Annotated in this window: 16 protein-coding genes and 1 pseudogene; 10 read left to right on the top strand and 7 right to left on the bottom strand. The window is 62.7% G+C overall.

Features of this window, described 5'->3' with window-relative positions; all coding sequences use genetic code 11:
- Positions 1-30 precede the first annotated feature (30 nt).
- The 4 genes from JGU72_RS19935 to JGU72_RS19920 all read left to right on the top strand — a co-directional run bounded on the left by JGU72_RS19935 (position 31) and on the right by JGU72_RS19920 (position 3,385).
- Positions 31-1,182, top strand: a complete 1,152-nt coding sequence (locus JGU72_RS19935; RefSeq protein WP_199685788.1) for an acyl-CoA dehydrogenase family protein — start codon at positions 31-33, stop codon at positions 1,180-1,182.
- Positions 1,183-1,207: 25 nt separating this feature from the next.
- Entirely contained in the window at positions 1,208-1,606 is a 399-nt protein-coding gene (locus JGU72_RS19930) for a hypothetical protein (RefSeq protein ID WP_199685787.1), read from the top strand.
- Positions 1,603-2,457, top strand: coding sequence for an alpha/beta fold hydrolase (locus JGU72_RS19925; protein WP_199685786.1), 855 nt, complete (start codon positions 1,603-1,605; stop codon positions 2,455-2,457). The genes JGU72_RS19930 and JGU72_RS19925 overlap by 4 nt, the downstream gene beginning before the upstream one ends.
- A 94-nt stretch (positions 2,458-2,551) precedes the next feature.
- Positions 2,552-3,385, top strand: coding sequence for an enoyl-CoA hydratase-related protein (locus tag JGU72_RS19920; protein WP_199685785.1), 834 nt, complete (start codon positions 2,552-2,554; stop codon positions 3,383-3,385).
- Positions 3,386-4,357: 972 nt separating this feature from the next.
- On the opposite strand, the gene JGU72_RS19915 is transcribed toward JGU72_RS19920, so the two are convergent.
- Positions 4,358-4,768, bottom strand: a complete 411-nt coding sequence (locus tag JGU72_RS19915; RefSeq protein ID WP_199685784.1) for a PPOX class F420-dependent oxidoreductase — start codon at positions 4,766-4,768, stop codon at positions 4,358-4,360.
- Positions 4,769-5,309: 541 nt separating this feature from the next.
- Here JGU72_RS19915 and JGU72_RS19910 point away from each other — a divergent pair.
- Both JGU72_RS19910 and JGU72_RS19905 read left to right on the top strand, forming a co-directional pair.
- Positions 5,310-5,629 (top strand): annotated as a pseudogene (locus tag JGU72_RS19910) (transposase); the annotation flags it as partial.
- Positions 5,630-5,824: 195 nt separating this feature from the next.
- A complete protein-coding gene (locus tag JGU72_RS19905; RefSeq protein WP_199686134.1) occupies positions 5,825-6,289 on the top strand; it encodes a VOC family protein in 465 nt (154 codons plus the stop codon).
- A 990-nt stretch (positions 6,290-7,279) separates the two neighbouring features.
- Here JGU72_RS19905 and JGU72_RS31500 read toward each other — a convergent pair.
- Entirely contained in the window at positions 7,280-7,960 is a 681-nt protein-coding gene (locus JGU72_RS31500; protein WP_463315442.1) for a hypothetical protein, read from the bottom strand.
- Between JGU72_RS31500 and JGU72_RS19895 the strand changes: the two genes are divergently transcribed.
- Positions 7,926-9,344, top strand: coding sequence for a multicopper oxidase family protein (locus JGU72_RS19895; RefSeq protein WP_199685783.1), 1,419 nt, complete (start codon positions 7,926-7,928; stop codon positions 9,342-9,344). The two genes, JGU72_RS31500 and JGU72_RS19895, sit on opposite strands and share 35 nt — an antisense overlap.
- A gap of 310 nt (positions 9,345-9,654) precedes the next feature.
- On the opposite strand, the gene JGU72_RS19890 is transcribed toward JGU72_RS19895, so the two are convergent.
- Positions 9,655-10,389, bottom strand: coding sequence for an aquaporin (locus tag JGU72_RS19890; protein WP_233532701.1), 735 nt, complete (start codon positions 10,387-10,389; stop codon positions 9,655-9,657).
- A 159-nt stretch (positions 10,390-10,548) separates the two neighbouring features.
- Here JGU72_RS19890 and JGU72_RS19885 point away from each other — a divergent pair, with 159 nt between their 5' ends.
- From JGU72_RS19885 to JGU72_RS19875, 3 genes are read left to right on the top strand one after another with little or no spacing between them, the layout of a single operon-like run.
- On the top strand, positions 10,549-11,625 hold the full coding sequence (locus JGU72_RS19885; RefSeq protein WP_199685782.1) for an acyltransferase domain-containing protein: 1,077 nt from the start codon (positions 10,549-10,551) through the stop codon (positions 11,623-11,625).
- A 60-nt stretch (positions 11,626-11,685) separates the two neighbouring features.
- Positions 11,686-12,996, top strand: coding sequence for a sensor histidine kinase (locus JGU72_RS31290; protein ID WP_199685781.1), 1,311 nt, complete (start codon positions 11,686-11,688; stop codon positions 12,994-12,996).
- A complete protein-coding gene (locus JGU72_RS19875) occupies positions 12,993-13,640 on the top strand; it encodes a response regulator (protein WP_199685780.1) in 648 nt (215 codons plus the stop codon). The genes JGU72_RS31290 and JGU72_RS19875 overlap by 4 nt, the downstream gene beginning before the upstream one ends.
- A gap of 2,295 nt (positions 13,641-15,935) precedes the next feature.
- On the opposite strand, the gene JGU72_RS19870 is transcribed toward JGU72_RS19875, so the two are convergent.
- The 4 genes from JGU72_RS19870 to JGU72_RS19855 all read right to left on the bottom strand — a co-directional run bounded on the left by JGU72_RS19870 (position 15,936) and on the right by JGU72_RS19855 (position 19,391).
- Complete coding sequence (locus tag JGU72_RS19870; protein ID WP_199685779.1) at positions 15,936-16,268, bottom strand: type II toxin-antitoxin system RelE/ParE family toxin; 333 nt, start codon at positions 16,266-16,268, stop codon at positions 15,936-15,938.
- The gene (locus tag JGU72_RS19865; RefSeq protein ID WP_199685778.1) at positions 16,231-16,473 is read right to left on the bottom strand and encodes a type II toxin-antitoxin system ParD family antitoxin; all 243 of its coding nucleotides are present in this window, start codon (positions 16,471-16,473) and stop codon (positions 16,231-16,233) included. The genes JGU72_RS19870 and JGU72_RS19865 overlap by 38 nt, the downstream gene beginning before the upstream one ends.
- Positions 16,474-16,717: 244 nt before the next feature.
- Positions 16,718-17,860 carry a PrpF domain-containing protein gene (locus JGU72_RS19860; protein WP_199685777.1) on the bottom strand — a complete coding sequence of 381 codons (1,143 nt, stop codon included), beginning with the start codon at positions 17,858-17,860 and terminating at the stop codon, positions 16,718-16,720.
- A gap of 139 nt (positions 17,861-17,999) precedes the next feature.
- The gene (locus JGU72_RS19855) at positions 18,000-19,391 is read right to left on the bottom strand and encodes an SLC13 family permease (protein ID WP_199685776.1); all 1,392 of its coding nucleotides are present in this window, start codon (positions 19,389-19,391) and stop codon (positions 18,000-18,002) included.
- Positions 19,392-19,493: the final 102 nt, after the last annotated feature.

Raw genomic sequence — 19,493 nt, 5'->3', positions numbered from 1 at the left:
CCCCATCACTATTCACCGGAGGAGCGACCTATGACGGTGCTCACGACCGCACAACACCAGCTCCAGGCGCAGGCCCGCGAGTTCACAGCCAACGAGTTGCTGCCGGTCGCCAACAAACTCGACCCACTGCACGCAGACATCCCGTGGTCGATCATCGATCGAATGGCCGAACTCGGCTATTTCGGAATCATGATCGATCGCGACCACGGTGGACTCGGTCTCGGAATGACCGAGTACTGCCTGGTCGCCGAGGAACTCTCCCGAGGCTGGATGAGCGCGGCGAGTGTCCTTGCACGCGCCAACGGCGTCGGTTCTGGGGTCACGGACCCGCAGTGGCGCGACGACATCCTGCGTCGTCAAGCACGCGGGCAATGGATCTCGGCGGGCGCGTTCAGCGAACCCGAAGCCGGATCGGACCTAGCCGCGATCTCGTGCCGAGCCGAGCGGCGGGGCGACACGTACGTGCTCAACGGGGAGAAACGTTGGTGCGGTTGGGCAAAGGCTGCCGACGCGATCCTGATCCTGGCCCGCACCTCCCCCGGTCGACGCGAAGGCCTCGATGTGTTCCTGCTGGAGAAAAAGCGCGGAGAGTTCCCCAAGGGCATCACCGGTACCCCCATCCCGAAGATCGGCTATCACGGCATCACCTCGTGGCAACTTCAGATCACCGACCTCGAAATACCGTCGACAAACCTGCAACTCGGCCCAAACGGGGAGAGCGGCAACGGGTTCGGCATGTTCGCGACCCTCGTCAATTGGGCACGGCTGCACACCGCGGCCCGCGCGGTCGGCGCTGCGCGCGGTGCGCTGGAGGACGCCACCGAGTACGCCCGTCAACGAGTGCAGTTCGGCCAAACGATCGCGTCGTTCCAGGGCGTCAAGTTTCGCCTGGCCGACATGGCCACACAAGTCGCCGCCGCCAGGGCGTTGTACCTCGACGCCGCAACCCTCTACGACGCCGGATTGGACTGTCAGAAGGAATGTTCCATGGCAAAGCTGTTTGCAAGTGAGGTAGCCGAGAAGGTCGCGAGTTCCGCGATGCAAGTGCTCGGCGGAAACGGTTACACCACCGAATATGCGATCGAACGGCACTGGCGCGACGGCCGCCTCACACAGATCTTCGAGGGCACCTCGGAGATACAACGCACCATCATCGCTCAGCACCTGCTGCGCGAGAACTGAACAGCACCAAGAGAAAAGGATCATCATGACGACCATCCAACTCGATCTCGACGCGCTGGAGCACGAGCTCCGGCGAGACCCCGAGTTCGCTCTCCACAGCCGCTATCTCACCACCAAAATCCGCGTCGTCATCGGCGAGTCGCAGTCCTTCCAGATCGTGCTCCGAGACGGGGCGATCGACAAGGTCGATCCCGTGGTGACCCCGTTCGACGCCTACGACATCCAACTCGCCGGCACCGAAGAACACTGGGCCTTCCTGCTGGCCTCGATGCCACCGGCGTTCTACCAAGACTTCTACCCGGCGATGGTCCACCACGGCTTTCGTATCGAAGGCGACATGGAGACGATCATGGCCTACTACCCCGGGCTTCGCCGCCTCGGCGACATCTTCCGGACCGTGGCGACGGCGGGGGTGACAGCATGAGCGCACGTCTCGCAGACATCGTCGGTCGCTACCTGTACCTCGAAGTCCAAGGCATCGAATACCGCGTCTATTACGAGGAGGCAGGACAGGGTATTCCGGTCGTGCTCCAGCACACCGCGGGATGCGACAGCCGGCAGTGGCGACACCTCCTCGAAGATCCCGACTTCACGTCCAATTACCGCCTCATCGCGATCGATCTTCCATTCCACGGCCGCTCCCTTCCTCCAGAATCTCAGGAGTGGTGGACCGAGGAATATCTGTTGCGGCTCGGCTTCCTCCTGGCCTTCTACGTAGCGCTGGTCGACGCGCTCGAGTTGGACCGCCCGATCTACGCGGGAGTCTCACTCGGCGGGCACCTGGCCCCGGATCTTGCGTTGCACCACCCCGGATTGTTCCGCGCTGCAATCGGTTTCGGAGCTGCGCTGGCTACCCTCGGGGTCGACCGATTCGTTCCCTGGTTCCACCACCCGCGTATCTCCAACGACTCCAAGCCCGCGATGATGTACACCGGCTGTGCACCGCAAAGTCCCGAGGCATACAAGCGCGAAACCGCCTATATCTACAGCCAAGGCGCGCCCCCAGTCCTCAAGGGAGACGTGCACTACTACTTTGCCGAGCACGACCTCACCGAAACAGCGAAGACGATCGACACAGCCAAGACTGCACTCCATGTCGTGTCCGCCGAATACGACTGGCCCGCCCCGCCCGCCGCGTGCCAGGCGCTGGCCGACGAGGTCGACGGCGCCACATTCACTCTCATGGAGGGCGTGGGCCACTTCTCGATGTCGGAGAACCCGGAAGTGTTCAAGAAGCACTTCTTACCACTGCTGGATCAGATCGCTGCGAACTGAGCGGAGGGCCGCTCACAATCCGCTGGGCGGCCCCCTCGAGCGACCCTGACCATCCCGCCGCACCGACGGCGCTTCGACCAGAAGAGGCAGCCAATTGCTCGCCAACCCACGCCCCGACTTGATTCTCGTTGAGAGACTGGGGTTTCTGGCCATCATCCGACTGAACCGGCCGGACAAATACAACGCCATCACCCAGGACATGTACACCGATCTCCGTCTCGCGCTGGTGTCGGCCGATCGCGACGCAGACGTGCGCGCAGTGGTCATCTCCGGTGTGGGAAAGGCGTTCACCGCCGGAAACGATCTGAACGACTTCGCCATCGACATCGACGGAAAAGCACCGGTGCAAGAGTTTCTGCGCACCATCGCCAGCATCTCGGTGCCCGTCATCGCCGCGGTCAACGGCCTGGCCGTCGGAGTAGGAGTCACGATGCTTTTGCATTGCGATCTTGTCTACGCGGACCCGTCGGCGAGCTTTCAGGTTCCGTTCGTCGAACTCGGGCTCGTACCCGAAGCGGCATCGAGCCTGCTGCTTCCCCAGCTCATCGGTGCCCGCCGTTCTACCGAGCTGCTATTGACCGGGCGCAAGTTGACCGCCATCGAGGCGGCCGCGTGGGGCCTCATCAACGAGGCGACACCGACACCGCTGGAGCGCGCCATCGAAGTCGGACACGGCATCGCAGCCAAACCGCCTGGTGCCGTTCGGCATACGAAGACTCTCAGTCGATCGACTACGCTTCACACGCTCGATCGCATGAGCGAAGAGGAGGCCGTTTTGGCCGCCCAGCTCAATTCCCCCGAGTTCACCGAGGTACTCACTTCCCGCCGCGAAAAGCGGAAACCTCTTTTCGACAAGCGCAGCTCCGGTCTCGTACCGAAGATCCGCAACAGCCTCGAGAGCAGGACCGGTGCGCCAAGTTCCGAGTGAACAGACACCGCGCAAGTCTTCGATGGCACTTGCCGACCACCGGTGCCGCCGATCCGCCCCCACCACCCACGATGCGATCACGGGTGGTGGGGGCTTCCAAGACCGTCACCCCGAGTCTTGATTCGTCCTTGCACAATCGTCGGAGAGAAACAAGGTACGGCCAAGGTCGAATGCGGAGGGACCGCGCTCCGCGGCAGCGAAGGGCTTGTGCGCCCCGTGACGGTCGCGAACCTCAACCTGGTCGATGTCGATCCGGCGGCACTGCGACCGGTTGCCTTGCGGGAAACGCAGTCATTGATCTACGACCGTCGTACGCCCAGCAAACGGACTGTTTCTGCCGCAATACAAGAAACTACAGATTCCCGGTTCGTCGCAGGTGCCTGACTCCGTCGCACTCGTTGCTGTACGCGCGTCTCGAGATTCGACTGACGATGGCGATCACGCAACCCACTGAAGTCGTCCGCATTGAGCTGTTCAAGTCAGGACATCACGACACTGTCCACCTCGCAATCATCGCCGGAGCCAGCCTCATACCTGGACCAGGACCTGGACCTGGCTCGGCGTAACAGCCGAAAGCGTGGACCGAAACCGAAAATACATTGGCGAAGCAGCGTCACCGTCGTCGCCGTCGCTCCGGCGACCGCGACAGCTGGAATTGATGGAACTAACCGACGCCTTCAAAGTGAAAGCCAGCCTCGATGAGGCGCCGTCCACGATCACTGGGTAAGGAACCGCGTTCCGACGCGACGTTCGGTTATGGCGTTTGACGCGTTCAGACCCCACAACCGAACTCAGGATCCGAGCGCTGGCCGCGCACACAAATATCCACCATGCGGGAGAAGCCACAACAACGGTTGAGGTCGATCAACGAAAGCTGTTGTTGCAGTGAATGAAACACGACACATTAGTCTGGTTGACTTATCCTATCGGCAATGATTTTCACTGGTTCGGAAGGTTCGGCTCCCGTCGGTTTTAAGCGGTGTGACCAGTCCGGATCACCGGATACCACTGGTCGCCAACAGGCTCCCCGGCAAGGTTCCAACTCCACGACACAACCGGCGTGATCCGCATGTAAGTACCCGGACCGACCATTCCCACACGCTCAAAGGGCTGCTCGGCGACGCCGTCGATGCGAAGACCGCGCGCGACGAAAGGCTCGAACGAGGGCAGGTCGTCAAAAACCAAGCCCACCCGCTCGTTGCCCGCGGCCACATTCTTGAACTTCCGCGTCCCTGTCACGTCGGGTCCCCCGACCCAGAAGTACTCACCGTCATACTCGACTGCCACCGGGACAACGTCAGGCTGCCCATCGGTGCCGACTGTCGCTAATCTCCCCAACGACTGAGACCGCAGAAACTGGACTTCGTCCTCAGAAAACGCCACCAGCCAAGCCTCCCACAATCACGGTAGAAGACGCCCCTTTGCGCGACGATCACCTGCCGGGTAATCCACTCACTCGTATCCCGAAAACGAACGAATATGGAACCGGGTGATACCGCTCGGGCTGGAAGCAGTTGGGAGGCGAGGGGTCTCAGTCGGGGACATCAGACCACGACACACGAGTATCTCCAGACAGTCCCGATCACGGGATCTTCGATGCTGAGGTCGTACACCGGCCGCGTCGCACGAATTAGTGGCCACTTTGTGTCCACCGTGCTGGGTCCACATTTCGTCGCTCTCGACCGAGCCCCGCGGACTCGGACTCCCGGTGGGCCCTCGCGTGCGGATTCGTGCGGGAGCCATTAAGTGGCAACGGATTTCAGGACGGGTAAGACGCGGCAACTCATCGATGCGAAGCCCTCGTACACAGCGCGGAGATGAGAATCAGGGCACGTCACAAATCGGCTTCCCACGGAGGCGGATACTGCTACGTGCAGTCGAAACATTGACTGCACATTGTCGCGACCCTGAAGGCTCAGCCGGTATTCCGCGCGACACCGGGTCCTCGTTCGACCCGCAGATCGTCAAGAAGCGGAAGCGCCGCCTGTCTGGCGTCGACGAGAATCGTATTGTCCTTGACGGCAGAAGGATTGACCACAGGCGAGGTCGCGCCTCATTTCGCCGACGTCTGCGGAGCAACGGTCTCCAAGGACACCATCAGCCGGATCACCGACAAAGTAAACGGAGAGATGACCGAACCTCCCGTTGGAACGAACGTATTCGGCCATGTTCATCGATGCAATTCACGTCAAGGTCTGCGACGGGCAGGTCACCAGTCGGCCGATCTACCCTGTGATCGGAGTCAAGCCACCACATCTCGTACGTGCGGGGTGGCCGGAATCAAGAGGAATCGGTGTGGAGGGGAAGCTGCGCGAGTCGTTGTGGCGAACTGTCACAGCGTGCGGCCGACGAAACGGACGACGGTGTGGTGGTGCAGCCGGGAGGATGACGACGACAATCCCTGCGGTAGGAACCGCCCGCCCCGGAAAGGAAACAACGATGCGAGTGACCCGTATTCGACAGATAAAGTTGCCCGTCACCGACCTCGCCAGTAGCGCCAAGTGGTATCGGGATCTGCTCGGCCTGTCGTTAGTCCACGAGTTCGAGGAGCGCGGTGTCGTCCGTGGCGTAGTCCTGACCGATCTCGAGTCGGGTGTCGTTGTCGGACTCCGCGAACGCGACCATTGTGAAGGTACGCCTCGCTTGGACGGATTCGATGTCGTCGCATTCGAGCTAGATTCTGTCGCCGCGGTTCGTGAGTTCTCGGCTCAATGCGACAGGCGTGCAATCGAACACAGCGAGATCCACGACCGGGGACAATTCGGCGTCGCGATGGATGTCCCCGATCCTGACGGAACTGTCCTGCGGTTTGTGGCTGGCCAATTCGTCAGCGACAGCTTCGTTGGTTTCTCGTTCGACGACGGAGCCCCGCAGATGTACTCCGAACCTCGCCTTCCTGTTTGACTCCGCCGGCGACCCTAGTCGATCTTCGCCGCGCGACTCGGACCGCCTACTCGGCAACGGGAAGTGTCGCTGAACCCTGCAAGCGGTAAATCTGTCGCGCCCGCGATGCGGCTATGCGGCCTCGTTGCGACCGCGAGATCGACGGCCGTTCGCAGTAAGGACGAAGATCACCACCCGCAAGGATTAGCAGTCGCGTACATCGACAGTGACCCGAATCGAGCTACCGACCACCTGGACAGGACGCCCGAGTGCTTGGATTGACGAAGCCCAACACCTCACGCGAAGTCTGTCGGGGATCGTCAACCAGGACATGCAAACCCCACTTCCAGGTTCCGTGAAGGACGCGAATACCGTCCCCTCGTTAACCTCCCCAAAGTTGGTCCGCCCAAGGCATACAAGCCGTACGGTCTCCAGTTGCACCGTGGTCCGGGTCGGCCGCTCCTAACAACTCTGCGCGTACGCCGATGCAGCGAAATCGAGGCGCCCGCCATCTCGAAAAGGCCGCCACCGACCATTCGACACAGCAGCCCGGTGGTGCAACCCACTTTCCAGTAGGTGATCTGTCCGAGCAACGCAACCGTGACTGGGCTCGACGGAGGATCGTCTTGCCGTGCGGCACGGTGCTGTGCTGCTGTTCGGAAGCGAAAATCAACCGCTCGCGTCCCTGTACGACGGCGCTCCGAACGGTTTCGATCATCGGCCCGTTTGCTCGGCGAATGACCGCCTTCTGTCCAACCAGTTCGTTGCTGAGCGCTACGACTCGGTATGGGCTTACCGGCCAGATGATGTACGGCGAAGACAACAGTGACGGTCCCACGCCGTGCCGGAAAGGGACGAGTACAGGGGCATCGCACGTCGTGAACCGCCCACGAAGATCGATCCAGACCTCGATCTGGCGAGTCGTCAGCACGTCAGCGGCATCCCACATGCCTTCGAACAGCAGCTCTGTGTGAATTCCGGCCACCCGGTGAGGATTCAAATCATCGTCCTCTATCGCGGTGAAATCACAACAATCCCGCGCGGCAGACCGCCGTTCCGGTTAGACCCGCACCACGCCGTCTGGTACGTGATCGCGCAGATCACCGGCGCGAAATGGGAGCCGTCGCGGTCCGCTACATCATCCCAGCCGGCACCGTGCAACTCCCAGCATTGTCTGGGCACGCCCTGATCAGCGCGTTCGCGGTGGAACTGCTGTTCACCTTCGTGCTGTGCTACGTGGTCCTCAACGTCACGACGAACAACGACCACCCCGACAATTTCGTATTTTGGGATCGCCATCGGGTTCACCGTTCTGGCCGGAGCCGTGGCGGTCGGCGGGATTTCGGGGGCGGCATTCAACCCCGCCGTCGTGATCGGCGGGATCGCGATGGGCCTGCTCGCCTGGCCGGCCTTGTGTCTCTTCGTGGCGGCACAGGCGATCGCCGGCATCGCGGCAGGAGCGGCCTTCCGGGCGCTGAACCCCAACGACAAGTAACCATCCACCTCAGCGGCCCTCCCTTCACCACCATCAGTGGCAGGAGGGCCGCTCCATCGTGTCGATAGCCTGCGCAGCGATAGCAAAGCGCCGTACTGTGAACAATTGTCGAAGACAGTCAAATTGGACATCACGTCGTAATGCAAGGAAGGATCTTCCGCCGTGGCCACAGCCAGGAACACGGTCTTCGTGCCCATCGACCGCAGGCAGTTTCTCGCTCTGATCGGCCTCGGTGCTGCCGCGGTCACGGGCGGGTGCAGCAGCCGCAACGAGCCCACTGGGGCGACGCCCCCACCGCCATACCCCGAGCCGGAGCAAATGATCAGCCAGGACGGCGTCCTCAAGGCGGCCGTCGAGGTCACTCGCGAGCGGCTCACAATCGGAGATCAGACCGTGGTCGGCACCGTCTACAACGGCGCGTTCGTCGGACCGACTCTGCGGCTGCGGCGCGGCGAGCGTCTGGAACTCGCGGTCACCAACAGCCTTCCGGAGATCACCAACGTCCACTTCCATGGTCTGCACGTGTCGCCGTCCGGCATCTCGGACAACGTCTTCATCACGATCCAGCCGGGGAGCACCCAGAACTACGTCGTCGACATCCCGCACAACCACCCGATGGGCACCTTCTGGTACCACACCCACGCGCACCCGTACACCGAGGCGCAGGTGTTCGGCGGGCTCGCCGCGTTGCTGATCGTCGACGGACTCACCGACCTGCTGCCGCCGGAACTGCACGGCATCAAGGAACAGACCGTGGCGCTCAAGGACTATCAGGCGGTCAACGGCGCGATTCTGACCCAGAATATCGACAGCAACGCGCCGACGACGCGGACGGTGAACGGCGCGGTGAACCCGACCATGACCCTCGACGCCGGAGAGACCCAGTTGTGGCGATTGGCCAACATCGGCGCGGATATCTACTACGAGCTTCAGCTCGACGGACACCAGTTCCACGTGCTGACCGTCGACGGCAACCCCGTGTGGCGGATCGACGCCAGGGACTCACTAGTGCTGCCGCCCGGCCAGCGTCTGGACGTGTTGGTACAGGGCGCAAAGGCAGGTACCTATCAGCTCAAGACCCTGCCCTACGATCAGCAGGGCGACATGTACCCGCAGGCCCAGCTCGCCACGGTCGAGGTGCGGGAATCGTCGCTGGCGCCAGCCGCGATTCCGGCGAAACTCGTAGACTCCTACACCCTCGCGAACACCACGGTGGACAACACCCGCACCGTGCGGTTCGCGAAGGACCAGGCCACGGGGCACTTCATGATCGACGGGCAGATGTACGATCACAACCGCATCGACCAGCAGGTCAAACTCGGCGCAGTCGAAGACTGGACGATCCGCAACGAGGACAAGCAGCAGCACCCATTCCACATCCACACCAACGACTTCCAGGTGATGTCCGTCAACGGAGCGCCCTATGATGCGGTCAGCTTCCAGGACACCGTAAACCTGCCAGCCAACAGCGAGGTGGTGATCCGGATCCCGTTCCGCGATTTCACCGGCAAGTTCGTCTACCACTGCCACATCCTCAACCACGCCGACATGGGCATGATGGCCAACGTCGAGGTCGTTTAGTGGCCGCTCGCCACTCAAAAGCGTTGTGATACAACGGTTTGCGGGCGATGGTGGCCGTCTCAGCCCAACGTTGTGCCCCGAGTCGGACTCGGATCGGGACGTGACAAAGCGATTGAGCTCGTCTACACGTACTGACACCCTGCTCAATTGCTTTTGGGAGTAAGCATGGATAGGCAGGAGGGCGCGTACTCGGCACCGGCGGCGCAGGCGATTTCAGGCGCGCCTGTGCGGGATGGCGGTGCGGCGACACGTGAAGGCGGCCCCCTCCCATCGCCGCTTGCTGGCGTGGGAAGGGGCCGCGGATGGATAGTTATTTGTCGTTCGGATTCAGTAGCCGAAACGCAATCCCCGCAGCGATCGCCGCGGTGATCTGAGCTGTGATGTGCACCCACAGCGTCGCGCCTGCGAACGTGCCCATTGCAACGCCAGCGAGCGCGACGGCCGGGTTGAAGACCCCTCCCGAGATTCCGCCGACCGACACCGCTCCAGCCAGGACGGTGAAGCCGATCGCGAGGCCGTAAAAGTTGTTGTCCGGGTGGCTCTTACTGGTGGCGACGTTGAGAACCACGTAGCAGAGGGCGAAGGTGAACAACAGCTCCACTAGGAAGGCGGCAGCGACCGTCTGCCCGGTGAACGACAGCGGCGCGGCGCCCTGCGCCGCAGGCACGAACGCGCGGACCGCGACAGCCGCGGCCAGGCCGCCGACAAATTGCGCGGTCCAGTAGCGGACGGCGTCCGGCAATTCGATCCGGCGGCGAATCAGTACCGCAAGAGTCACCGCGGGGTTGTAGTGCGCGCCGGAGACGTGTCCGCCTGCGTAGATCATGGCCATCAGGACACCGCCGATCGCCAACGGCGCCAGGCTGCTGCCGCCGCGGACACTGGCTCCGATCGTGAAGACCAGGAAGAAGATTCCGATCCCCTCCACGATCATGCGGGCGGTGGTGTTTGAAAGCTGAGCACCGGCGGCGGGGTGGTCGGAACTCGCCGCGGGGGTGGTCGATGTCATTGCTTTGCTGCTGGTAGTGGTGCTGGTGTTTGTCATATCAACAGCCTGCGGTCGCCAGACACGACTCGGTACCGACCGTTCGCGTGAACCGCACGATGAACCGGGTGTCATCAATTCGGACGACACTGGATTCATCTCGCACCTACTGCGATTTGACGATTCCGCCGTAGTGCTCTGCGCCGCAGTCTCATTCACATGACTACTGCACTCCACACCCCACCGTTTCTTTCCATCGATCAGATTCCACAGGGCTGGGCCACCGAGCATTCGCGTTTGACGGAGCCAGCGGTTCTCGTGTTCCCCGGACAGGGTTCACAATGGGCGGGCATGGCTGCCGAGCTGTTGGACTCCAGCCCTGTCTTCGCCGGCCGGCTACGTGAATGTGACTCCGCTCTAGGCGCATTCGTCGACTGGTCGGTCGAGGACGTGATGCGTCAGCGTCCCGGCGCACCGTCCCTTGACCGTGTCGAGATCGTGCAACCGGTCATCTTCGCGGTGCACGTCGCGCTGGCCGCGCTGTGGCAGGCCAACGGTCTCGCCGTGGCCGCCATCGCTGGACAGTCACAGGGCGAGGTTGCCGCAGCGTGCGTGGCCGGCGCCCTATCCCTCGACGACGCGGCACGCATCATTGTGCGCCGGTCACAACTGTTCGCCGAGCAACTCGTCGGGAAGGGCGGGATCGCCTCCATCGCGCTGTCAGCCGCCGAGGTCGAGCCGCTGCTCGCCCCTTACACGGGCGCGCTGGAGATCGCCGGCGTCATCGGCCCTCGCACGGTGACCGTCGCGGGCGAGCTCGGCGCCCTCGACGACCTGGTGGCGCGCCTGTCCGGTCGCGGCATCCCCGCCAAGGTCGTCCCCGCATCCATCCCGTCGCACTGTTCTTTCATCGAGCCGCTGCATTCCCAACTGACCGAGATGCTCGCAGGCATCAACCCACGGCCCAGCCAGATCCCCCTGTACTCGACGGTGACTGGCGCGGCGATCGACGGACGCGAGCTGACAGCGGACTACTGGTACGAAAACGCTCGTCGGCCCGTCCTCTTCGAGCCGGTGATACAACAGCTCATCGCCGCCGGCCGCCGGGTGTTCGTCGAGTCCAGCGCGCATCCTGTGCTCACCGCCGCAATGTCGGCAGCAGCCGAGAATGCCGGTGCCCCAGCGGTGATAACCGGGACACTGCGTCGCGGCCAGGGTGATATCGCCCAGGTCCGTAAGGCGCTCGCGTCCGTGCGTGAAGAGGTCGACCGTTCGCCAGCGGCATCCGCAGCCTGAATACACGAGGAGCACCAACGACCCGGATAGACTTCCGGTTGTGCACACGTGGATAGTGCAGTGACCCGGCTTGGGCGATTGTCGGACGGCGACACCGCCCGACCTGCCGATGAGGCACAGCGAGGTTCGAAATGGGCGAGCTGGGCGGCTCCTCCATTTGTTGCAGGAGCCGGCAGCAACGACGCGGTGTGGTCGATCTTCCTCGAATTCGACCGGCAGACACAGCGCCAGCGCAGCATCCTGCGATTGGCAATGGTCGGGCTAATGGTGCTTGTTGTTCTCAGCGCAACGCCGACCGACGAGTGGCCCGCTCAACTCGCTCTCGTTGGGGTGTACGGTGCGCTATCGCTCATCGCCGCATGGGTGTGGCTGCGACGCCCTGAGCGGGCTCGGCGCCTACGCGCCGTCGAGCCGATGGTGCCCATTGATATTGCGGCGGTGTGCGGCCTTCAATTCCTTTCCACCGGAAGGTATCTGGTGCTGGGAGTGCTGGCGTTTCTGCCCTTTTTCATTGCCACTCAGACAGGTCGACGCGCAGCATTTCTGTCGCTTGCGTCAATTGTTGCCGGCGGAGTCGCAGTGGTGGCGGATCCGGTGTTCCTCGGACAGCTGTCCGCCCTCGAAATAGTGACGATTCTCGTGATGCTGAGCGTGCTCTGCCTGTGCTCGTACACGGTGTCACGGGTACAGGAGCGCCGGCTTGTGAGCGTCGCGGAACTGACCGCGGGTCGATCGCTTCTCCTCGCCGATGTGATGACAGCCGAAGAGCGCGAACGCAGGCGGATTGCCGAGGCGCTGCACGACGGCGCATTGCAGACGCTGCTCGCTGCCAAGCAGGACCTCAGAGATGTCCTCCGCGGGAAGGACGACGATCGAGGGATCCAGCGGGCCAGCGAACTGGTCGAGTCGGTATCCGAGGAGCTGCGACAGGTCACGCGCGAACTCCACCCGGCGGTCCTCCACGAAGCCGGTGTGGCCGCAGCGGTACAGACGCTGGCACAGGCATTCTCGGAGCGCACCGCAGTGCCGGTCGAGCTCGCCATCGACTATCCGTTCGCCCATGCCGGCGACGCGGCGTTGTATGGCGTCGCGCGAGAGCTGCTCAACAACGTCGCGCGTCACGCTCACGCTCAGAAGGTGCGGTTGGAACTTCGCGACGAGGGCACCGAGCTGACCCTGATTGTGCGAGATGACGGTGTTGGCATGGACCCCGCGGTGATCTCCCAACGTCTGGCCGAGGGCCACATCGGACTGGCGTCGCACCGCGCGCGCATCGAAACACTCGGCGGCAGAATCGATTTCGAATCCGTGGAGCGCGGAACCTCCGTGTACGTCCGCCTCCCGGCGAGATACCAGCAGGAGGCGTCGTGATCGAGTCCGATCGCAGAGTGCGTGTGGTGGTCGGTGACGACCACCCCATCTATCGCGACGGCGTGGTGCGTGCGCTGACGAACAGCGGACGCACCGAGGTGGTCGAAGCCGTCTGCGACGGCACAGCTGCTCTCGAAGCCATTCGCGTCCATCGGCCCGATGTCGCCCTGCTGGATTACCATATGCCGGGAATCGACGGGATCGCGGTCACCCACGCGGTGATCCGAGACGGCCTGCCTACACGAGTGCTGTTGTTATCTGCCAGCACCGAAGGCCCCGTGGTCTACCGCGCTATCCGGGAGGGCGCAGCGGGCTATCTGTCGAAGAACGCAGACCGCGACGACATCGTCGCTGCAGTCGTGGCGTGCGCGCGTGGCGACAGTGTGCTGCCACCCGAACTCGTCACGGGCTTCGCCACCCAGGTGCATCGCCAAGCCGACAACCAGGCGCCCCTGCTCAGCGGGCGCGAGCGTGAAATCCTGCGACTCATCGCCGATGGGAAGTCGGTGCCCGAGATGGCTGCAGAACTGTTTCTGGCTCCTACGACGATCAAGACGCACATCAGGCGGCTCTACGAGAAGCTAGGAGTGTCGGATCGTGGCGCGGCTGTGGCGCACGCGATGCGCAACCAGCTGCTGGAGTGACCGCCCGGGGAATCAGCAACGCACTCGGCCGCGAAACATGTAGCCGGAGAGCAGCTTCAGCGAGTTGTCTTATTTCACAGCTTCGGCCTGACCGAGCAACCTTCGACCCACGGCTCGGATGTCATAATCCACGAGACCAACGCGACCAATGGATCATGAGTTCAAACACCCCGAACGCTTTGCCCACCATGCCTTGACCGTCCGATTGGTCGGGCGAATTCTGAGGTTACGCAGGCAACGACGACCTCGTAGGCGACCGGATTGTCGAGACGGGCGTTCGTAGACGAGAGACACGTGTTGCAGTCCGATCTCACTATGTGGACGGACGCCAACCTGGCCCACTGGGACCTGACACGCTCCCCTCGCTCGCCTCGAGTGCGGCGACACCTTTGCCATGTTGCGCCCGCCGGACTTCTGCCGACGCAGCCAAACGCCCTCCATGCGAACTTCAACACGCAGAAGACCGCAACCACAGACCTGCCGAATTAGGTTGTTACCCAACGATTATGGCTTTGGTTGAGATCAGATCTACTTCCCAATCGAAATAACCTGCTGCACAACGCTTTGCAGATCGAAAACACTGCTCCAGGGACGTTGGGCGGAGCGGTCGGGGACCTCGACCAAAATGGCCCCTCGGCGGGGGAATTTTTTGGGCATGATCCGGATCCTTCACAAGAAAGGAACGGCATCAAACTCGGTACGGTTCAGTGTGCCAGACGCCCCTTCTCCTGCGTGACCTCGGACTCTGCCGTCCGCAATTGCCGACACTTATCGTTGTCGACAAGCTGCCATGGGAGCCGCCCTCGAGGGAGAACCAACATGCGATCGATAAGACACAAAGCGGTTTTCGGACTTTTGCTGTTCAATGCGGTGTCAGCAATCGGCGGTGGTATTGCCCTGATGGTTGGAGTGATTCCCGAGCAGCCATCATGGGTCCGACACACCGACTTCACCAGTCTCTACTTTCCTGGCGTAATACTCATGTCACTCGTCGGAGGAAGCGCGCTCGTCGCTGCGGTAGCCATGCTCAAGCGAACCGCCGGAGCGCAATTAGCTTGCATCTCATCGGGAACAATAATGATCATGTGGATCGTCGGGGAAATTGCCTCGATTCGCGCGTTCCATTTCTTACAAGTCATCTACCTCGGTACCGGCGCATTGATCATTTGGTGGACGTCCGAGAGCACGACCTCGTCGCGGAGTAACCCTCCCACTAACTGCTCCGCATACACGGACCTCAGGCCCACATCCCGAGGGCGCTCGCCACTACTGAAGTAGTCGTCCGGAGCGAATTGCGCCGCCGTCGGCGTGGGTGGGTGTGCGAGTCAAGATCGCCTGCATTGATATGACGCTACGGGGCGGTCAAACATGTTGTCCACCAACGTGAAGGAAAGGTTCACGGTTTCAAGATCGCCGCCAAGGGGCTATGACCTGTGGCATCTTTGCCACGACCAAGATCATGCTGGCGGTCAAAAGGAGGCGAAGAAAGACGCGCCAATTGCGTTTCGGCAGAACATATTCAGACCGGAGCCCGCGAAACAATCAACGTCCCCAACTGGTGGACCGCGGTCCGCAACCGCAACGCACGACCCGCGGTGCCGCTCAAAGGACGCGCCGTGCCTGTTGCCCTACATACACCTCGCATCGCGCGCGACACAGGTCGCGCCAGGCGTCGCCACCGAAAAGCGCCGGCCGAACAGTCATCGGCGGCAGACTCTGCCCTACCCACCCAGGCCCGGCGGAAGCGCCGGGTTCTCCCCGCGCTGACACGACGGTCACAGCACCGCACCCGCGTGAGCCGCCACCGCAGGTGGTGACGCCGCGCGTCCGGGAACGACACGAGTCGCCGGGCACGCGGCCACCGTGACGTGCGGGGCCAACGACTAGGTATGGACAGTCACGGGCAAGGATGGGACAGTCTCCGATGCTGCTGCAGCCACCGCAATGCTTTTCGATAATGTTGAGGTCACACCTACCTCCTTAATCGAAATGCTTCGCTGCACAACGCTTTGCGGAATCGCGAACAACGCTTCACCGACGTTGGCGGAGTGGTCCGGGGACTCACCCCAGTTGCCCCTCGGTGGGGTAATGCTTTGGGCATGATCGGCATCCTGTACATGAAGGAAGCGGCATCAAACTCGATACGGTTCAACCGGACTGGACCGAATCGGCCACTGACGCGGTACATCAATGGGGCGTGTTCGCTCGCGAGCTTCACCGCTGAGTGAGATCGAAGGTTCTCGTCGATCGTGCACAGTGGCTTGTTCCTCGGCTCGTCCGGCGTATCCCGACCGCTCAGAGGTGGCGGTCTATGTCCATGCGTTGGTGCAGGACTCGCACAATATCGATGACACCCTCGTCGGTAACTCGATAGAACAGCACATGAGATCCGGCCGCGAGCTTCAAGTATCCGGCCCGGACCTCATCACAGCGCCGTCCGACTGCTGGGTTGTCGGCGACTCGTTCGATCGCGCGCTGCAACTCACGAACGAAGTGCTCGGCTTGCTCGGCGTTCCAACGTTGCGCGGTGTGGTCCCAGATGTCTTCGAGGTCGGCCTGCGCGGCGGGTGAAAGGAGAAACCTCGGCACTCTAACGGTCCCTCTCCCGCTTACGGGAGAGGAAGGCATCGATATCGAATGGGGTCGACGGGCCGCTGCGTTCCCCGTCGATGAGCGCGCTGCGCAGCGCACCGATCTGGGTTTCGCGGTCTTCGAGTAGGCGCAGCGCCGAGCGGACCACGTCACTGGCCGAGCGGTAGCGTCCCGAGGCCACTTCTGCGTCGATGAAGGCACTGAAGTGCTCGTCGAGACTGAACGAGGTGTTCTTACCCATGCCGACAATGATACCAATAGTTGGTATCCGCGGTTTGCCCTATTGGCCGACGTCTCGGCGGCGTGCACTGTGACGTTCATTGCGGCACGAACCATGCCTCGGCCGTTCGCACGGGCACTGCGATGGACCGAATTCCCGGCACACCCGACAGAACTTCGCCACGTCAGCCTTCAGCTGAGTCGTTCTGGCAAGGCCCGACCACTTGTCACGAGGCAACCGCGTCAATCGTCAGCCCATGCGCGGCTTACGCCGAGGCGAGCAGCTCCCGAACAGGCGGGGCGATGAAGAGTTCGGCGGACGCGATGCGGCGGGCAGCGCGGTGCAAGGTGATTCCGCCGATCTGCCCGTCCGCCGTCAAGGTGATGCCGACGGGGACCACGCCGGCCGCGGTACCGATCCGGAGCGTGTTCTTCACCGTCCGACCCGAGGCCGCGTCGAAGACAACAGAGCCGGCGACCGTTGCAGCGGCTGCTACCGCAACGGCGGCGGTCAGGCCGATGGCGGGGTGGGGGGCCATCATCGAGATCATGCGGACTGCGATGTCGTAGTCAGCTGCGGCAACCGAGGTACCTGTTGTGGTCACGTAATCTTCTGCGCTGCAAACGATTCCGATCTTGGGTATCGCGTGCGAGACCGGGTCGCCGGGGCCGCAGAGACCCATGCGGAGCGCTGCGACGCGGCGAAGCGATACGAGAGCGGGCATCACCGTGGAGATTCGCTCCAGAGACTCGGTCGCCGCGACACCGAGATCGGTGTCGCGAGCATCGATCAACACGGCAGGGGCACCTGCTGAGATGAGCGTCGCCGGGTAGCGGGACGACCCGTGGACGAGGTGGTCGATCGGGTTGCCGGTGGGCAATAATGCCCGGTCTCGGCTTACGGGGGCGTTGAAGGTCAGATCCACTGGGACGCCGGGCGCGGCTGCTCCGGGCACCATGGCATCACCGTCGAAGGGGACCCGGCCGCCCGGGGTTGCGATCTCTGCGGTGAGGACCGCGCCGGTATTTTCATTGCGCATCCGCACCCGTGTCGAGTGCGAGTGCACCGGGACTAGTCCGGCCTGGATGGCGTAGAGGCCGATGGCGGTGGCGCAGTTGCCGCAGTTGCTGCCCCATTCGACCGAGCGATCGGCGATTGCGACCTGCGCGAACAGGTAGTCGATGTCGATGTCGTGATGGGCAGAGCGTCGAACGATCGCGGCTTTCGAGGTCGTCGAGCTGCCGCCACCGATGCCGTCGAGCTGTCTCGGATCACCGGAGCCGAAGGCTGCGGCGAGGATCGTGTCCAGACTGCCGATTGTGCCGATCAGCGGATCGATGTCGACGGCGTTGAAGAGCCAGCATTTGCTGGTTCCGCCGCGCATCCAGGTTCCTCGGATGGTGAACATGTGTGCGCACCTCTCTTGCCTGACCGGGATCGTCCGGGAGGCGGTTAGTTCGTCGCTTTAAGGGTGCCGCGCTTGCGGCTGTAGGACAATTACGAATTGCTGCAAGTAACCGTTGCTGTGCTTAACGCTCGCCGACGGCTCAGCTCGCGAGTGCGGGCACCAGGACCATCACGGTCCAGCAGAGCGCCGGTGCGAGGGCCACGACGATGCCGGCGTTGATGATCAGTTGCCGGTAGAAGGCGCGGCGGTCGATGCCTTGGGCGTTGGCGAGAACGAGTGCACCGTTGGTCGAGAACGGTGAGACGTCGACCACGGTGGCCGAGATGGCCAGGGCTGCGACGACCCCGACCACAGGCAATGCACCAGTGTCGAGCAGCGGCATGGCGAGCGGAATGATCGCAGCGAGCAGTGCGGTGGACGACGCGAAGGCCGAAGTGGCACCGATGACGTAGCAGAGAACCAGCGCCACGACGAGCGGCGCGCCGATGGTGATCGCCAGGTGGGCGACGTGATCGATTGTGCCGATCTCTTCGAGAACCGAGATATAGGTGACCATTCCGGCGACAAGCAGAACGGTGGACCAACTGATGCCGGCGATGGCGTCGTTCTGCCCCTTGAGGTCGGTGAAGGCCAGGAGTGCGCCGGCGGCAATCGCGATGAAGCTGATGGGCAGGTGGAAGACCAGCACCAGGACCAGCAAAGCCCCTATCAGCACCAAAGTGAGTTTCTGCACCGCGGTCACAGTCAGTGCCGGAGACTTGGTCTCGGCAATCTCGGTGCGCGTGCGGGTGAGCAGCGTCGTCGACGAGCCGCCCGTATTGCCGCGATAGCTGCTCGACGCTGGCCCGGACTCCGGCCCACCGAAGGGATGACCGTCTGTGGCCGCAGCCATCGCCGATCCGGTCGCCGTGTACTCGAGGTTGCGCATGCGAGCCAGCACCGAGTAGCCGAGGACGGTCAGGATCGACAGCAGCAAATTGATGCCGTAGCTGGCGATGAACAGCGTCCACGGGTTGATCGAGAGCCCGTTCTTCTCCACGAGGTCGTGCACCAGCACCCCGGACACCGAAATCGGTGAAAATGCGCCGGCGTGGGCGCCGTTGATGGTCATGATGCCAATCACCAGTGGACTCATCCGCGCTTTCGCCGCGAACGACATCGCCGCCGGCGAGATGAGCGCGACCGCGGCCGGGCTGAACGTGCCCAGCGCGGTGAGGACCGACGCGGAAAAGAAGAACACCCACGGCACGACGGTCACCCGGCCGTGAACTGCGCGAATACACGCATTCACCAGCAGATCGATCGTCCCGTTCTTCTTGGCCATGCCGAAGAAGTAGGTGACTCCGATGATCGTCAAGACGATCGAGCTGGGGAACGACGCCAGAATCTCCTTGTCGTCGTAACCCAGCGCCAACGCACCGACCGCGAACGCCCCGATGAACCCGAGGATGCCGATGTTGATAGGCACGATGCTGGCGATGACGAACATGGCCACCAGGGCGATCAGGGGAAGTATCTCTACCGAGCTCATAGCGGCAGTCCTTGCCTTTCGAAGTGATGCGAGATGTCGCTCAGCTCCTGGACGTCATCTCCGGGTTCACGTCGGCCGGGAGGGCCGCTGTACTTCACGCCC

This window comes from Antrihabitans auranticaus (assembly GCF_016481275.1).
Lineage (GTDB): Bacteria > Actinomycetota > Actinomycetes > Mycobacteriales > Mycobacteriaceae > Antrihabitans.
Note: the sequence above shows the minus strand (reverse complement) of the source record. Positions and strands in the feature narration are given on the sequence as shown.

What these genes read in the sequence shown, in the direction of transcription:
- JGU72_RS19935 (WP_199685788.1), top strand. Translation starts at nt 31, where the DNA reads ATGACGGTGCTCACGACCGCACAACACCAGCTCCAGGCGCAGGCCCGC.
- JGU72_RS19930 (WP_199685787.1), top strand. Translation starts at nt 1,208, where the DNA reads ATGACGACCATCCAACTCGATCTCGACGCGCTGGAGCACGAGCTCCGG.
- JGU72_RS19925 (WP_199685786.1), top strand. Translation starts at nt 1,603, where the DNA reads ATGAGCGCACGTCTCGCAGACATCGTCGGTCGCTACCTGTACCTCGAA.
- JGU72_RS19905 (WP_199686134.1), top strand. Translation starts at nt 5,825, where the DNA reads ATGCGAGTGACCCGTATTCGACAGATAAAGTTGCCCGTCACCGACCTC.
- JGU72_RS31500 (WP_463315442.1), bottom strand. Translation starts at nt 7,960, where the DNA reads ATGGGCACGAAGACCGTGTTCCTGGCTGTGGCCACGGCGGAAGATCCT.
- JGU72_RS19890 (WP_233532701.1), bottom strand. Translation starts at nt 10,389, where the DNA reads ATGACAAACACCAGCACCACTACCAGCAGCAAAGCAATGACATCGACC.
- JGU72_RS19885 (WP_199685782.1), top strand. Translation starts at nt 10,549, where the DNA reads ATGACTACTGCACTCCACACCCCACCGTTTCTTTCCATCGATCAGATT.
- JGU72_RS19870 (WP_199685779.1), bottom strand. Translation starts at nt 16,268, where the DNA reads ATGCCTTCCTCTCCCGTAAGCGGGAGAGGGACCGTTAGAGTGCCGAGG.
- JGU72_RS19865 (WP_199685778.1), bottom strand. Translation starts at nt 16,473, where the DNA reads ATGGGTAAGAACACCTCGTTCAGTCTCGACGAGCACTTCAGTGCCTTC.
- JGU72_RS19860 (WP_199685777.1), bottom strand. Translation starts at nt 17,860, where the DNA reads ATGTTCACCATCCGAGGAACCTGGATGCGCGGCGGAACCAGCAAATGC.
- JGU72_RS19855 (WP_199685776.1), bottom strand. Translation starts at nt 19,391, where the DNA reads ATGAGCTCGGTAGAGATACTTCCCCTGATCGCCCTGGTGGCCATGTTC.